We start from the raw sequence: 15561 nt of genomic DNA, 5'->3' as shown, positions 1-15561 counted from the left end.
CACGCCGCTACCTGCACCCCTTATCCGTCCGACACCCATCCGCCCGCTGGTGCTGACGTCACTGCTGGACTGAAACAAGGAGCCAGACCATGGATTTGCTGTTCCTGGGCACCTCCGCCGGCGTGCCGACCAAGGCACGCAATGTCAGCGCCACCGCAGTGATCGAAGCCAGTGGCAGCCACTGGTACCTGATCGACTGCGGCGAAGGCACCCAGCACCGGCTGCTGCATACGCCGCTGTCGATCCGCGACTTGCGCGCCATCTTCATCACCCACGTGCACGGCGACCATTGCTTCGGCCTGCCGGGCCTGCTGGCCAGCGCCGGCATGAGCGGGCGCACCCAGCCACTGGACCTTGTCCTGCCCGCCGCCCTGCACGACTGGGTGCGCCAGGGGCTGGTTGCCAGCGATACCTTCCTGCCGTTCGAACTGCGCCTGCTGGCCGTGGAAGAGCTGGTCGAGTGGCGCAGTGACGCCCTGCAAGTGACCAGCGTGCAGCTTTCGCACCGGGTGCCGAGCGTCGGCTTCGTGTTCACCGAGCTCAACCCCGAACCGCGCCTGGACATACCGCGCCTGGAAGCCGACGGCATCCCCCGCGGCCCGCTGTGGGGCGAGATGGCCAAGGGCTTGACGGTGCAGCATGGCGGGCAGTTGCTGCACGGCAATGACTACTTGCGCCCTTCGCGTCCGCCACGGCGGGTGATCGTGTGCGGCGACAACGACAACCCCGAATTGTTGGCCGACGTCGCCAAGGGCGCGGACGTGCTGGTGCACGAAGCCACGTTCACCCAGGCGGTGGTAGAGCGCACGGGGGTAACCTTCGGCCACAGCACCGCGGCTGCAGTGGCGCGCTTTGCCGAAGCTGCAGGCGTGCGCAACCTGGTGCTGACGCACTTCAGCGCCCGCTACCAGAACGACCCACGGCGCAGCCCGAGCATCGACAACGTGCGCGACGAAGCCCTCGCCCACTACAGCGGGCAGCTGACCCTGGCGCAGGACCTGCAGCGCTATCACATCGGGCGCGATGGCTGTCTCGAACCGGCCGGATGATTTAGCATGGCCGGTTTTCCAAAAGGACTTGGCCATGCAACGCATCGTGATTCTGGGCAACGCCGGCAGTGGCAAATCGACCCTGGCCCGGCAGATAGGCGCACGCTTGGGAGTGCCGGTGGTGCACCTCGATACGTTGTTCTGGGAGACCGGCTGGGTCGAGCCGGATGCCCAGACCTTCCGTACCCGCGTGCGCGATGCGGTGGCTGGGGAGGCTTGGGTATGCGAAGGCAATTATGCCCGCCGCACGTTCGACCTGCGTCTGCCGCGGGCCGACCTGGTCATCTGGCTGGATACGCCGAGACTGACCTGCCTCAAGCGGGTGATCCTGCGCAGCGTGCTGAACAAGCCCCGACCGGACCTGCCGGCGGGATGTACCGAGCGGCTGGACCGGGCGTTTCTGACCTTTTTGAAGTTCGTATGGACGTTCGACCGTGGGTATCGGCCGGGGATCGAGGCGAGCCGCCAGGCCACAGGGCCGCAGGTACCGGTGGTGCATTTGCGGGGTGGGCGGCAGATTGCGGCGTATCTGGCGAGCCTCTCATTGCCTGTTCCGGCCTAATCGCCGGCAAGCCAGCTCCCACAGGTACTGCACATGCCTCAGGGCCAGTGCATCCTGTGGGAACTGACCCAGAGGCATACGCAGTACCTGTGGGGAATATGCAGTCCCTGTGGGAACTGGCCTTTGGGGCATATGCAGTACCTGTGGGAGCTGGCCTTTGGGGCATATGCAGTACCTGTGGGAGCTGGCTTGCCGGCGATAGGGCCGGCGCAGGCGCCTTCTATCTCCGCTCAGGCCGCCAACCGCCCACTGGCAATCGCCTCCGACGCCGCCAGCATCGCGCGCAGCAACACCGCGCAGCCCGCGGCCAGGTCCTCGGGCGTGGCGTTCTCGATCTCGTTATGGCTGATACCGTTCTCGCACGGCACGAAAATCATCCCCGCCGGCCCCAGTTCGGCCAGGAAGATCGCGTCGTGCCCCGCGCCGCTGACGATATCCATATGCGGCAGGCCCAGCGCCTGCGCCGATTCGCGCACGGCATCGACACACCCTTGGTCGAAGTACAACGCCGGGAAATCGGCTGTGGGTACCAGTTCGTGGCTCAGCCCATGCCTGGCACAGGTCGCCTCGATCACCGCGCGCACATCGGCAATCATCGCATTCAGCTGCTCACCCTCCAGATGACGGAAATCCAGGGTCATGCGCACTTCGCCCGGGATCACGTTGCGCGAGCCCGGGTAGGCCTGCAGGCAACCCACCGTCCCACAGGCATGGGGCTGGTGGCCGAGGGCAGTGCGGTTGACTGCCTCCACCACCGCCGCCGCGCCGACCAGGGCGTCCTTGCGCAGGTGCATGGGCGTAGGGCCGGCATGGGCCTCGACACCGCGCAGGGTCAGGTCGAACCACTTCTGGCCCAGCGCGCCCAGCACCACACCGATGGTCTTGCGCTGATCTTCGAGGATCGGGCCCTGCTCGATGTGCGCTTCGAAATAGGCCCCCACCGGGTGGCCTGATACGGCGCGCGGGCCGGCGTAGCCGATGGCGTTCAACGCCTCGCCAACGCTGACACCCTGGGCGTCGCGCTTGGCCAGGGTTTCCTCCAGGGTGAACTTGCCGGCGAACACCCCGGAACCCATCATGCACGGCGCAAAGCGCGAACCTTCTTCGTTGGTCCACACCACCACTTCCAGCGGTGCTTCGGTTTCGATGCCCAGGTCGTTGAGGGTGCGGAGCACCTCCAGCCCAGCCATCACCCCGAAGCAGCCGTCGAACTTGCCCCCGGTGGGCTGGGTGTCGATATGGCTGCCGGTCATCACCGGGGGCAGCTTGGGGTTACGCCCCGGGCGACGGGCGAAGATGTTGCCGACGGCGTCGATGCTGACCGTGCAACCGGCGGCCTCGCACCACTGCACGAACAGGTCGCGGGCCTGGCGGTCGAGGTCGGTCAGGGCCAGGCGGCACACGCCGCCTTTGGCTGTGGCACCGAGGCGGGCCAGGTCCATCAGGGACTGCCACAGGCGGGTGCTGTCGATGTGGTGGGCGGTGGTCTTCAGGATCTCTTTGACTGGGGTCACGGGTTTCTCCTTCAGGCTTTTTGTTGTCTGTGCCGGCCTCTTCGCGGGCATGCCCGCTCCCACAGGATCACCACAGGTCTGGAAAACCGTGCAGTACCTGTGGGAGCGAGCGAGCCCGCGAAGGAGCCGGCGCGGTCTCACGGCAAGGGCTTGGCCACCCGCGCCGGGCTGCGCGCGACCACGCCGGCGAAGAGGTAATACAGCGCCCCGCCCAGCAGCGAACCGGTGAACCAGCCGTAGTCGTAGAACCAGCTGAAACTGCTGTTGCCAATGGCCATCACGGTCAGCGCGACCGGCAACGCAAAGGCGGCAAAACCGGCCCAGTTCCACGCCGGGTACACGTCGTCGCGGTACAGCCCGGCCAGGTCCAGCTTCTGCCGGCGGATCAGGAAGTAGTCCACCACCATGATCCCGGCGATCGGCCCCAGCAGGCTGGAATAGCCCAGCAGCCAGTTGGAGTACACGCTCTCCAGGCTCAGGTCGGAGACGATCCAGCCCAGCTTCTTCAGCAGCTCATGGCCCATCAGCGCCAGGCCGATGAAGCCGGTAAGCCACACCGCACGGCTGCGCCCGATCAGGCGTGGGGCGATGTTCTGGAAGTCGTTGGTCGGCGACACGATGTTCGCCGCGGTGTTGGTCGACAGCGTGGCGATCACGATCAGCGCCATGGCCAGGGCCACCCAGAACGGGCTGTGGATCTTGCCGATCAGGCTGACCGGGTCGGACACGGTCTCGCCAACCAACGACGCCGAAGCAGCGGTGAGTACCACGCCCAGCGCGGCGAACAGGAACATGGTCAGCGGCAAGCCGAAGATCTGCCCGAGAATCTGGTCCTTCTGGCTGCGGGCGTAGCGGCTGAAGTCGGGGATGTTCAGCGATAACGTGGCCCAGAAACCGACCATGGCGGTAAGCCCGGCGCAGAAGTAGCCGAGCATGTTCGCCCCTTCCGGGCGCTTGGGCGGCTGGGCCAGCAGTTCGGTCATCGACATGTGCGGCAAGGCCCAGAACAGCAGGCCGACGCCGACCGCCACCAGCAGCGGTGCCGACAGCGTTTCGAGCCACTTGATCGACTCGGCGCCGCGCAGCACCACCCACAGGTTCAGGCACCAGAAGATCATGAAGCCGATCACCTCGCCGGTGCCGCCCAGGGCCTTCCAGCCGTCGAACACCGAGCCGAGGAACAGGTGGATGGCCAGGCCGCCGAACATGGTCTGGATGCCGAACCAGCCACAGGCGACCACTGCCCGGATCAGGCATGGCACGTTGGAGCCAAGGATGCCGAACGACGAACGCAGCAGCACCGGGAACGGAATGCCGTACTTGGTGCCAGGGAAGGCGTTGAGGGTGAGCGGGATCAGCACGATCAGGTTGGCCAGCAAAATCGCCAGCAGGGCCTCGCCCACGCTGAGGCCGAAGTAGGCGGTGAGCACGCCGCCGAGGGTGTAGGTGGGCACGCAGATGGACATGCCCACCCACAGGGCGGTGATATGCCATTTGTTCCAGGTGCGCTGGTGCACCTTGGTCGGGGCGATGTCGTGGTTGTAGCGCGGGCTGTCGAGGACATCGCTGCCCTCGGACAGCTCGAACAGGCCATCCTGCTCGACCACTTCCGATCTGCTCTGCTGCATGGGGGCCTTCTCCAGATGTTCTTGTAGTTGTTTGCCCATCGGGTTGATGCGATGGCCGGAGTACACACGCTTTATGTGCTTGAAAATCTCGACCAGATTTTCATCTTGTCAAGTCAGTCAAAGTTTCAAAAAGCCCCGTAGTCAGCACCGAAAAACAAATAATTTCCTTAATTTCAATGAGTTAAAAACCACAAAATTAATGGGAAAATTTTCTTGCTGAATGCCGTATCTGCATCTAGCCTCCAATCTTGTCAGGTCTGACAGGATTAACCGCCCTGTACGCCCTGCACCCAGACAATTCCAAGAACCGGCCCAGACCGGTCAGCCTGCGAGGAAAACGGCATGTCCCTGTTGATCCGTGGCGCCACCGTGGTCACCCACGAAGAGAGTTACCCCGCCGATGTCCTGTGTGCCGATGGCCTGATCCGCGCCATCGGGCAAAACCTCGAACCGCCCACCGACTGCGAAATCCTCGACGGCAGCGGCCAGTACCTGATGCCCGGCGGCATCGACCCGCATACCCACATGCAGCTGCCGTTCATGGGCACCGTGGCCAGCGAGGACTTCTTCAGCGGCACCGCTGCGGGCCTGGCCGGTGGCACCACCTCGATCATCGACTTCGTCATCCCAAACCCGCAGCAGTCGTTGCTGGAGGCCTTCCACACCTGGCGCGGCTGGGCGCAGAAAAGCGCCAGCGACTACGGTTTCCATGTCGCCATCACCTGGTGGAGCGAGCAGGTAGCCGAAGAGATGGGCGAACTGGTGGCCAAACATGGGGTAAACAGCTTCAAGCACTTCATGGCCTACAAGAATGCGATCATGGCCGCCGACGACACCCTGGTGGCCAGCTTCGAGCGCTGCCTGCAACTGGGTGCGGTGCCCACCGTGCATGCCGAGAACGGCGAACTGGTGTACCACCTGCAGAAAAAACTGCTGGCCCAGGGCCTGACCGGGCCGGAAGCCCACCCGCTGTCACGCCCCTCCCAGGTCGAGGGCGAGGCGGCCAGCCGCGCCATCCGCATTGCCGAGACCCTGGGCACGCCACTGTACCTGGTGCATGTTTCCAGCCGCGAAGCGCTGGACGAAATCGCCTATGCCAGGGGCAAGGGCCAGCCGGTGTACGGCGAAGTGCTGCCAGGCCATCTGCTGCTGGATGACAGCGTCTACCGTGACCCGGACTGGGCCACCGCCGCAGGCTACGTGATGAGCCCACCGTTCCGCCCGCGCGAACACCAGGAGGCGCTGTGGCGCGGGCTGCAGTCGGGCAACCTGCACACTACCGCCACCGACCATTGCTGCTTCTGCGCCGAGCAGAAAGCCATGGGCCGCGACGACTTCAGCCGTATCCCCAACGGCACTGCCGGCATCGAGGACCGCATGGCGGTGCTGTGGGATGCCGGGGTGAACAGCGGGCGCCTGTCGATGCATGAGTTCGTCGCGCTGACCTCCACCAACACCGCGAAAATCTTCAACCTGTTCCCGCGCAAAGGTGCCATTCGTGTTGGTGCCGACGCCGACCTGGTGCTGTGGGACCCGCAAGGCACGCGCACCATCTCGGCCAGGACCCACCACCAGCAGGTGGACTTCAACATCTTCGAAGGCCGTACCGTGCGCGGCATCCCCAGCCATACCATCAGCCAGGGCAAGGTGCTCTGGGCCGATGGCGACCTGCGTGCGGAAAAAGGCACGGGCCGGTATGTGGAACGGCCGGCGTATCCGTCGGTGTACGAGGTGCTGGGGCGCAGGGCCGAAGTGCAGCGGCCGACGCCCGTGCAGCGTTAAGGCCATTGGGGCTGCTGCGCAGCCCATCGCCGGCAAGCCAGCTCCCACAGGAATAGTGCTGCTCTCAAGGGCATGGCTCTCCTGATGGAACCAGCTCTTACAGGGATGGCAATGCTCTCAAGGACAACACTGTACCTGTGGGAGCTGGCTTGCCGGCGATTGGGGCGCACCGCGCCCCCATTCCAAGCCCCATATAAAAAGAGAGGCTACAACCGTGATCGACGCCCTGAACCACTTGCCGCGCCCACGGGCCGGCGCCGACCAGCTGGCCGAGCGCTTCAGCGACCTGGCCCCACCCCTCACCGCCCGCCAGGCCGCCGTCGAAAGCGCACGCTGCCTGTATTGCTATGACGCCCCCTGCGTCAACGCTTGCCCCAGCGACATCGACATCCCGTCGTTCATCCATCGCATCAGCGACGAAAACCTGCAAGGCGCCGCCGAGCGCATCCTCTCGGCCAACATCCTCGGCGGCAGTTGCGCCCGCGTCTGCCCCACCGAAATCCTTTGCCAGCAAGCCTGCGTACGCAACAACGCGCAGGAATGCGCACCGGTGCTGATCGGCCAGCTGCAGCGCTATGCCCTGGACAACGCCCAGTTCACCGAGCACCCGTTCCAGCGCTCGCCGGCCACTGGCAAGCGCATCGCCGTAGTGGGTGCCGGCCCCGCCGGGCTGTCGTGCGCCCACCGCCTGGCCATGCACGGGCATGATGTGGTGGTGTTCGAGGCCAGTGACAAGGCCGGTGGCCTCAACGAGTACGGCATCGCCCGCTACAAGCTGGTGGACGACTACGCCCAGCGTGAAGTGGAATTCCTGCTCGGCATCGGCGGCATCGAGATCCGCCATGGCCAGCGCCTGGGCAGCAACCTCGGCCTGGGCGAACTGCGCGATCAGTACGACGCAGTGTTCCTCGGCCTCGGCCTGAATGCCGTGCGCCAGCTCGGCCTGCCGGATGAAGAGGCCCCCGGCCTGCTCGCCGCCACCGCATACATCCGCGAACTACGCCAGGCCGACGACCTGAGCCAGCTGCCCCTGGCCGACCGCTGCCTGGTGATCGGCGCCGGCAACACCGCCATCGACATGGCCGTGCAGATGAGCCGCCTGGGTGCCCGTGACGTCAACTTGGTGTACCGCCGTGGCCATGTCGACATGGGTGCCACCGGCCACGAGCAGGACATCGCCAAGGCCAACCAGGTACGCCTGCACACCTGGGCCCGCCCCGATGCCGTGCTGCTGGACGACAGCGGCAAGGTGCGCGGCATGCGCTTTGCCCGCACCGAGCTGGCAGACGGCCGCCTGCGCGACACCGGCGAAACCTTCGAGCTGGCCGCCGACGCCATCTTCAAGGCCATCGGCCAACGCTTCGACGACGCCAGCCTCGGCGACCCGGTAGCCGCGCAACTGGCTCGCGACGGCGAGCGCATCCGCGTCGACGAAAGGATGCAAACCAGCCTGCCGGGCGTATACGCCGGCGGCGACTGCACCGCCCTGGGCCAGGACCTTACCGTCCAGGCGGTGCAACACGGCAAGCTGGCCGCCGAAGCCATCCATGCCCAACTCATGCTCAACGTGGAGGCTGCGTAAATGGCCGACCTGTCCATCGAATTTGCCGGCATCAAGGCACCCAACCCCTTCTGGCTGGCCTCCGCACCGCCAACCGACAAGGCCTACAACGTGGTCCGCGCCTTCGAGGCCGGCTGGGGTGGCGTAGTGTGGAAAACCCTGGGCGAAGACCCGGCGGCAGTCAATGTGTCGTCGCGCTACTCGGCGCATTACGGCCCCAACCGCCAGGTGCAGGGCATCAACAACATCGAGCTGATCACCGACCGCTCGCTGGACATCAACCTGCGCGAAATTACCCAGGTGAAGAAGGACTGGCCCGACCGCGCGCTGATCGTGTCGCTGATGGTGCCGTGCGTGGAAGACTCGTGGAAGTTCATCCTGCCGCTGGTGGAAGCCACCGGGGCCGATGGCATCGAACTGAACTTCGGCTGCCCGCACGGCATGCCGGAGCGCGGCATGGGTGCTGCGGTCGGCCAGGTGCCGGAGTACGTTGAAATGGTCACCCGCTGGTGCAAGACGTACTGCTCGCTGCCGGCGATCGTCAAACTCACGCCGAACATCACCGACATCCGCCAGTCAGCCCGCGCCGCGCACCGTGGTGGGGCCGATGCAGTGTCGCTGATCAATACCATCAACTCGATCACCAGCGTCGACCTCGACCGCATGGTCGCCCACCCCATCGTCGGCGACCAGAGCACCCATGGCGGCTACTGCGGTTCGGCGGTAAAGCCGATTGCCCTGAACATGGTGGCGGAAATCGCCCGCGACCCGCAAACGCGCGGCTTGCCGATCTGCGGCATTGGCGGCATCGGCAGCTGGCGTGACGCAGCCGAGTTCATGGCCCTGGGCAGTGGCGCCGTGCAAGTGTGCACGGCAGCGATGCTGCACGGCTTCCGCATCGTCGAGGACATGAAGGACGGCCTGGCGCGCTGGATGGACCAGCACGGGCACCGCAACATCGAGGCGTTCCGCGGCCAGGCGGTGGGGCATACCACCGACTGGAAGTACCTGGACATGAACTACAAGTCGGTGGCGCACATCGACCAGCAAGCATGCATTGGCTGCGGGCGCTGCCACATTGCCTGCGAGGATACTTCGCACCAGGCGATTGCCAGTACGCTGAAGGCAGATGGCACGCATGCCTACAGCGTGATCGAGGAGGAATGCGTGGGCTGCAACCTGTGCCAGATCACCTGCCCGGTGGAGAACTGCATCGAGATGGTGGCTCAGGATACCGGCAAGCCGTACCTGAACTGGACGCAGGACTCGCGTAATCCCTACCGCGAGGCCAGTTGAGGCAATTGGGGCTGCCTTGCAGCCCTTCGCGGGCACGCCCGCTCCCACAGGGATCGCGCTGCTTGGGAGGACAGCGAAACACCTGTGGGAGCGGGCGTGCCCGCGAAGGGCCGCAAAGCGGCCCCAATCGCTCAGCGTACACCGACCTCAAGGCTCCAGCCCGATCCCCCGCAAGATCACGCTGGTCACCGTCTGCACGGCATTTTCAAAGGCCATGTCCGACAACGCCTCCCCGCCATTGAGCAACGTCACCTGGTAACCAAAGTCGGCATAGTGTTGGGTCGAGGCCCAGATCATGTACAAAAGCGCCGACGGCTCCACCGGCAGGATGCGCCCCTCCTCCACCCAGCGGCGGATCTTGGCTTCCTTCAACTTGGCCCAGGGCACCAGGCTTTCATCCAGGTTCACCCCCAGCACCGGCGCCCCATGCAGCATCTCTTCGGCCCAGATCTTCGAGCCCAGCGGCCGCGAGCGCGAGTGGCCCATCTTCGCCCGGATGTAACTGGTCAGCACCACGCGCGGGTCGTCGAAGTTCTCGAAGCACAGCGCGTCCTGCTTCCACACATCCAGCAGGTCCTGCAGCACCGCGCGGAACAGGTCGTCCTTGGTGCTGAAGTAATAATGCAGGTTGGAACGCGGCAACTCGGCCTGCTCGGCGATATCACCCATCGAGGTGGCGCCGTAGCCCTTCTCGGCGAACACCTTTTCCGCCGCCTGCAGGATCTTCTCGATATTGCGCCGGCGGATTTCGATCTTGTGGTTGGCCATCAGGCTTGGGCCGTCCACACCGCCAGCTCATAACCGTCTGGGTAGATGAAATTGAATTCGATGTTGTCGATCTGCCGATCAGTACCGCGAATGCCCATGTGTGCTCCGTGCCGAAGGGGTTTGCCCTAGTCTACTCCGCTTACTCCAAGCCAGCGCAATCCCTGTAGGAGCGGCCTTGTGTCGCGAAAGGGGTGCGTAGCGCCCCCGGGATTTCAGCCTCGCTGCATGAACTGCCGGGGCTGCTTTGCAGCCCGATCGAGACACAAGGCCGCTCCTACAGGGGGAGACCGCCACCTGACTTAGCTACAACTCGCCCGATCACGCACCGGGCACTGTGCGCGGTGCAGGTTCAGTGCGGTGTTGATGATGCCGATATGGCTGAACGCCTGGGGGAAGTTGCCGAGCATGCGCTGGCCCGCCGGGTCGTACTGTTCGGCCAGCAGGCCAAGGTCGTTGCAAAGGCCGGTCAGGCGTTCGTACAGTGCCTGCGCTTGTGCCTGGCGGCCCAGCAATACATACACGTCGGCCAGCCAGAACGAACACACCAGGAAGGTGCCCTCCCCGGGTGTCAGGCCATCGCTGCAGCGGTCACTGTCATAGCGCAGCAGCAGGCCGTTTTTCAGCAGGCGCTGCTCGACCTGTTCGAGCGTGCGCAAGAAGCGTGGGTCATCCGCCGGCAGGAAGCCGGTCAGGGCGATGTGCAACAAACTGGCATCCATCTCGGTCGAGCCATAGGCCTGGACGAAAAAGCGGCCGCTGGGGTCCAGGCCCTGCGCGCACACTTCACGACGAATCTCGTCAGCCACCTGGCGGTAATGCCGCCCGCGCTCGCGACCTTCCTCAGTGGTGTCGGCCAGCCCCGCGGCACGGTCGAAGGCCACCCAGGCCATGACCTTGGAGTGCACGAACTGCTGCCGGCCGCCGCGCACTTCCCAGATGCCCTCGTCCGGCTGGCGCCAGATGCGCTCGACGTAAGGCAGGATCGAGCGGGCGATGGCGGCGCTGCGCGGGTGGCGGGGCAAGCCGCCCTTGATTGCCTGGGTCATGGCATCGGCGAGTTCGCCGTAGATGTCCAGCTGCATCTGCGCTGACGCTGCATTGCCCACCCGTACCGGTTGCGAGTGCTCGTAACCGGCCAGCCACGGCAAGGTGTATTCCTGCAGGTCGCGCTCACCGGCCAGGCCATACATGATCTGCATCTGCTCGGGGTTGCCGGCCACCGAGCGCAACAGCCACTCGCGCCAGGCCTGGGCTTCGTCGAAGTAGCCGAGGTTCATGAAGGCCAGCAGGGTCATGGTCGCGTCGCGCAGCCAACAGAAGCGGTAGTCCCAGTTGCGCTCGTGGCCGATGCGCTCGGGCAGTGAGGTGGTGACGGCGGCAACGATGCCGCCGGTGGGCGCGTAGGTCATGGCCTTGAGGGTCAGCAGCGAGCGGCGCACCAAGGCGGAGTATGGGCCCACCTGTGGGCAGCGGGCGGCGAAGGCCTGCCATTGGTCGATGGTCTGCGCCAGCGCTTCATCGCTATCACAGCCGGGCTGCACCGGCAGGTGCGAGGGCTGGTGGCGCAGGCTGAACACCTGGCGTTCGCCCGCGCCAACGCGAAAGCGGGCGACGGTGTGCTGGTCACGGGCATGCGGGGGGACGGTGCTGCACAGGATCAGCCGGTCGGGACCGGCGACGGCGCTGAGGGTCAGCGGGTCGAGCCGTTCTACCCAGGGCACGCTGCGGCCGTAGTCGAAGCGCATGACCAGGTCCATTTCGAAGTTGGTTTCGCCAGCGAGGCCCTCGACGATGCGCACCAGCGCGTTGGCCTCGCCCAGCGGCATGAAGTCGAGCACGCGGGCGCGGCCGGTGGCGGTGACCCAGGTGGTTTCCAGCACCAGGGTGTCGTCCAGGTATTGGCGGCTGCTGTGTTCGACCGGGTCGCAGGGGGCCAGGCGCCAGCGGCCGTTTTCCTCGTTGCCCAACAGTGCGGCGAATACCGCGGGGGCGTCGAAGCGTGGCAGGCACAGCCAGTCGAGCGAGCCATCGCGGCTGACCAGGGCGGCGCTGCGGCAGTTGCCCAGCAGGGCATAGTCTTCGATGTGGGCAGGCATTGAGGCTCCTTTGTGTGGTTGCCTGTGACGGCCTCTTCGCGGGCATGCCCGCTCCCACAGGTGCACCACAGCCCGTGAAGGCGGTGCAATACCTGTGGGAGCGGGCGTGCCCGCGAAAGGGCCGGCACAGGCTTTACAAAAAACTCACCCCAACCGATGCCACTCGCGCTTGTCCCGCGCCAGCAATTCATTGCCGGCATCGGGCCCGTCCTCACCGGCCGGGTACTCATGCACCTCGCCACCCTGGGCCCAGGCATCGAGGAACGGCTGCACCGCGCGCCAGCCGTTCTCGATGTTGTCAGCCCGCTGGAACAGGGTCTGGTCACCGGTCAGGCAGTCGTAGATCAGCGTCTCGTAGCCGGTCGCCGGGGTCATCTTGAAGAAGTCCTTGTAGGCAAAGCCCAGCTCGACGTTCTCCATCACCAGCTCCGGCCCGGGGCGCTTGGCCTGCAGGTCGAACCACATGCCTTCATTGGGCTGGATCTGGATCTTCAGGTAATTGGGCTTGGGCCGCTCCAGCTCCGACTCGCGGAACTGCGCATAAGGCGCCGGCTTGAAGCAGATGGCGATTTCGGTATCACGCACGCTCATGCGCTTGCCAGTGCGCAGGTAGAACGGCACGCCAGCCCAGCGCCAGTTGTCGATCATCACCTTCAGCGCCACATAGGTCTCGGTCTGGCTATCCGCCGCGACGTTGGCCTCGTGGCGGTAGCCGGGCAACTGCTTGCGCCCCTGCTTGCCGGCACTGTACTGGCCACGCACGGAGTTTTTCAGGGCCATCTTCACCGACCATGGGCGGATGGCGCCGACCACCTTGGCCTTTTCGCTGCGCACGGCATCGGCGGCGAACGCGGCCGGGGGTTCCATGGCCACCATCGCCAGCAACTGGAACAGGTGGTTGGGCACCATGTCGCGCAACGCCCCGGTGCTGTCGTAGAACGCACCACGGGTCTCGACGCCGACGGTTTCCGCGGCGGTGATCTGCACATGGTCGATGTAGTGGTTGTTCCAGAACGATTCGAACAAGCCGTTGGAGAACCGGCTGACCAGAATGTTCTGCACCGTCTCTTTGCCCAGGTAATGGTCGATGCGGTAGATCTGCCGCTCGCCCATCACCTTCAGCAAGCAGGCGTTGAGCGCCTCGGCGCTGGCCAGGTCGGTGCCAAAGGGCTTTTCCACCACGACCCGGCGAAAGCCGCCGGCCGATTCGTCGAGCAGCCCGGCCTGCCCCAGGCGCTGCGCCACTTCGGGGAAGAAGCGCGGCGAGGTCGCCAGGTAGAAGATGGCGTTGCCGTGGCGGGTTGTGTCGATGCGCTTGGCGAGGGCCTGGTAGGTGGCCGGGTCGAGGAAATCGCCGGTCTGGTAATCCAGGCGCTTGGCCAGGCGTGCCCACAGCTTCTCATCCAGGCACTTGGCCGTGCCCTCGCCACCTTTGTCACGCTCGACCATGAACGCATGCAGGCGCCCGGCAAATTCCTCGGCAGTGGCCGGGTTGTGGTCGACACCGACGATGCGCAGGTTGCGGTCCAGCAGACCGTCACGGCTGAGGTTGTAAAGCGCCGGCATCAGCAGGCGCTTGACCAGGTCGCCATTGGCACCGAACAGGAACAGAGTGCATGGCGGAGCAGCCGGAATGCTCTGTTTGGTCATTCGGCTTTTTTCTCGACGTGGCCACCGAAGCCCAGGCGCATGGCCGAGAGAATCTTGTCACCATAGGTGCCTTGCTGCTGGCGCGAGCGGAAGCGGGCGAACAGCGCGCTGGACAGCACCGGTACCGGCACCGCCTGCTCGACGGCGGCGTCGATGGTCCAGCGGCCTTCACCACTGTCGGACACCGAGCCACTGAACTGCGACAGCTGCGGGTCGGCCACCAGCGCATCGGCGGTAAGGTCGAGCAGCCACGAGGTGACCACGCTGCCACGCCGCCACACTTCGGCGATTTCGGCCACGTTCAGGTCGAAACGCTGGTCTTCCGGCAGTTCGTTGCCGCCCTTGCTGCGCAGCAGGTCGAAACCTTCGGCATAGGCCTGCATCAGGCCGTATTCGATGCCGTTGTGCACCATTTTCACGTAGTGCCCGGCACCGGGTGGGCCGGCGTGGATGTAGCCGTGTTCGGCACGCTGGTGCTCGCCGCTGCGGCCATGGGTACGCGGGATGTCACCCACGCCCGGGGCCAGCGCCTTGAACAGAGGCTCCAGGCGCTCGAACGCGTCCTTTTCGCCACCGATCATCATGCAGTAGCCACGGTCCAGGCCCCACACACCGCCCGAGGTGCCGACATCCAGGTAATGCAGCCCGCGCTTGGCCAGCTCGGCGGCGCGGCGCACGTCGTCCTTGTAGAAGGTATTGCCGCCGTCGATGATCGCATCGCCCGGCTCCAGCAGTTCGGCCAGTTGGGCGATGGTCTGCTCGGTGGGCTCGCCAGCGGGCAGCATGACCCACACCGCGCGCGGTGCTTTCAGCTTCTGTACCAGCGCACCGAGGTCGTGCGCACCCTGGGCGCCCTCGCCCTCCAAGCCGGTGATGGCCTCACGGTTGCGATCGTGTACCACGGTGCGGTGGCCGGCGCGCATCAGGCGCCTTGCGATATTGCCGCCCATGCGGCCCAGCCCGATGATTCCCAGTTGCATGAGCCGATGCTCCCCTTTCGAAATAAATGACAACACAAATTAGCTTTTCAGCTTAGTCCAGCGAACCGCTCGAGGGTTCAGCGACGAACGGCGAGACCACGATAAACAAAAAAGTTCCCAAGACCTGCGAAAGAATTCAAAATGCGCCCGCGTGAAGCGTCTACGCTTTGACTTGTCACTAGCCAAAACCGCGAGGTGTGCTCATGGGTACCTTGATGCCTGCAACCCCAACCCAGACCCTCTATGTCTCCGTGCGCCGTGATGAGCTGCGTAAACTGAAGGACGAACGTGACCAGCTGCGCCAGCAGGTCGCTCAACTGAACCTGCTGCTGGCGCAGGCGCGCACAGACGGCAAAGCCGTTACCCTCTGAGTTTGCCCCTTCCCTGTGGGAGCCGAACTGCTCCCACATCGCTTAATCGAGCAGCCAGCTATTATCGCCATTTTCCAAAGTACCGCCATGACTGGTGGCATCGCCGACCCTGGCAAGCGGCTGCCCATCATCCATCATCAGTGCCGAGCCGCTGGTAATCACCGCCCCACACCCGAGCCTGTCGCCAACCCTGGCGGCTGCCCTGCCGTTGACGAAGAACAGACTGGAGCCGCTGCTGATGTTGGTCGGGCCGCACAATGGGCAGTGGTGAGGGTGACCCAGCAGAACGATGGCAGGCATTGTT

At 65.1% G+C, this 15561-nt stretch carries 13 protein-coding genes; 6 read left to right on the top strand and 7 right to left on the bottom strand.

Annotated elements, in window-relative coordinates; genetic code table 11:
• Positions 1-89 precede the first annotated feature (89 nt).
• Positions 90-1049, top strand: coding sequence for a ribonuclease Z (locus CAG22_RS14525; RefSeq protein WP_085692374.1), 960 nt, complete (start codon positions 90-92; stop codon positions 1047-1049).
• A gap of 34 nt (positions 1050-1083) precedes the next feature.
• Positions 1084-1611, top strand: a complete 528-nt coding sequence (locus CAG22_RS14520; protein WP_085692373.1) for an AAA family ATPase — start codon at positions 1084-1086, stop codon at positions 1609-1611.
• 230 nt (positions 1612-1841) lie between these two features.
• Here CAG22_RS14520 and CAG22_RS14515 read toward each other — a convergent pair whose 3' ends face one another.
• Both CAG22_RS14515 and CAG22_RS14510 read right to left on the bottom strand, forming a co-directional pair.
• Complete coding sequence (locus tag CAG22_RS14515; protein WP_085692372.1) at positions 1842-3125, bottom strand: Zn-dependent hydrolase; 1284 nt, start codon at positions 3123-3125, stop codon at positions 1842-1844.
• A 137-nt stretch (positions 3126-3262) separates the two neighbouring features.
• Positions 3263-4753: an NCS1 family nucleobase:cation symporter-1 gene (locus CAG22_RS14510; RefSeq protein ID WP_025339793.1), complete on the bottom strand. Its 1491-nt coding sequence runs from the start codon at positions 4751-4753 to the stop codon at positions 3263-3265.
• Between the two features lie 342 nt (positions 4754-5095).
• Between CAG22_RS14510 and hydA the strand changes: the two genes are divergently transcribed.
• From hydA to preA, 3 genes are all read left to right on the top strand, one after another.
• Positions 5096-6535 carry a dihydropyrimidinase gene (hydA, locus tag CAG22_RS14505; protein ID WP_085692371.1) on the top strand — a complete coding sequence of 480 codons (1440 nt, stop codon included), beginning with the start codon at positions 5096-5098 and terminating at the stop codon, positions 6533-6535.
• A gap of 214 nt (positions 6536-6749) precedes the next feature.
• Positions 6750-8117: an NAD(P)-dependent oxidoreductase gene (locus CAG22_RS14500; RefSeq protein ID WP_085692370.1), complete on the top strand. Its 1368-nt coding sequence runs from the start codon at positions 6750-6752 to the stop codon at positions 8115-8117.
• On the top strand, positions 8118-9392 hold the full coding sequence (gene preA / locus CAG22_RS14495; RefSeq protein ID WP_085705660.1) for an NAD-dependent dihydropyrimidine dehydrogenase subunit PreA: 1275 nt from the start codon (positions 8118-8120) through the stop codon (positions 9390-9392).
• A gap of 147 nt (positions 9393-9539) precedes the next feature.
• Here preA and CAG22_RS14485 read toward each other — a convergent pair whose 3' ends face one another.
• The 4 genes from CAG22_RS14485 to gnd all read right to left on the bottom strand — a co-directional run bounded on the left by CAG22_RS14485 (position 9540) and on the right by gnd (position 14886).
• A complete protein-coding gene (locus tag CAG22_RS14485; protein WP_015270992.1) occupies positions 9540-10160 on the bottom strand; it encodes a TetR/AcrR family transcriptional regulator in 621 nt (206 codons plus the stop codon).
• Positions 10161-10459: 299 nt separating this feature from the next.
• Positions 10460-12256, bottom strand: a complete 1797-nt coding sequence (locus CAG22_RS14480; RefSeq protein WP_085692369.1) for a glycoside hydrolase family 15 protein — start codon at positions 12254-12256, stop codon at positions 10460-10462.
• A 144-nt stretch (positions 12257-12400) separates the two neighbouring features.
• Entirely contained in the window at positions 12401-13906 is a 1506-nt protein-coding gene (gene zwf / locus CAG22_RS14470) for a glucose-6-phosphate dehydrogenase (RefSeq protein WP_085692368.1), read from the bottom strand.
• On the bottom strand, positions 13903-14886 hold the full coding sequence (gene gnd / locus CAG22_RS14465) for a phosphogluconate dehydrogenase (NAD(+)-dependent, decarboxylating) (RefSeq protein WP_085692367.1): 984 nt from the start codon (positions 14884-14886) through the stop codon (positions 13903-13905). The genes zwf and gnd overlap by 4 nt, the downstream gene beginning before the upstream one ends.
• Positions 14887-15089: 203 nt before the next feature.
• On the opposite strand from gnd, the gene CAG22_RS28510 reads away from it, so the two are divergent.
• Positions 15090-15257: a DUF6026 family protein gene (locus tag CAG22_RS28510; protein ID WP_003258397.1), complete on the top strand. Its 168-nt coding sequence runs from the start codon at positions 15090-15092 to the stop codon at positions 15255-15257.
• A gap of 42 nt (positions 15258-15299) precedes the next feature.
• On the opposite strand, the gene CAG22_RS14460 is transcribed toward CAG22_RS28510, so the two are convergent.
• Positions 15300-15557 carry a PAAR domain-containing protein gene (locus tag CAG22_RS14460; protein WP_025339803.1) on the bottom strand — a complete coding sequence of 86 codons (258 nt, stop codon included), beginning with the start codon at positions 15555-15557 and terminating at the stop codon, positions 15300-15302.
• Positions 15558-15561: the final 4 nt, after the last annotated feature.

The organism is Pseudomonas sp. B8(2017) (assembly GCF_002113575.1).
Lineage (GTDB): Bacteria > Pseudomonadota > Gammaproteobacteria > Pseudomonadales > Pseudomonadaceae > Aquipseudomonas > Aquipseudomonas putida_Z.
Note: the sequence above shows the minus strand (reverse complement) of the source record. Positions and strands in the feature narration are given on the sequence as shown.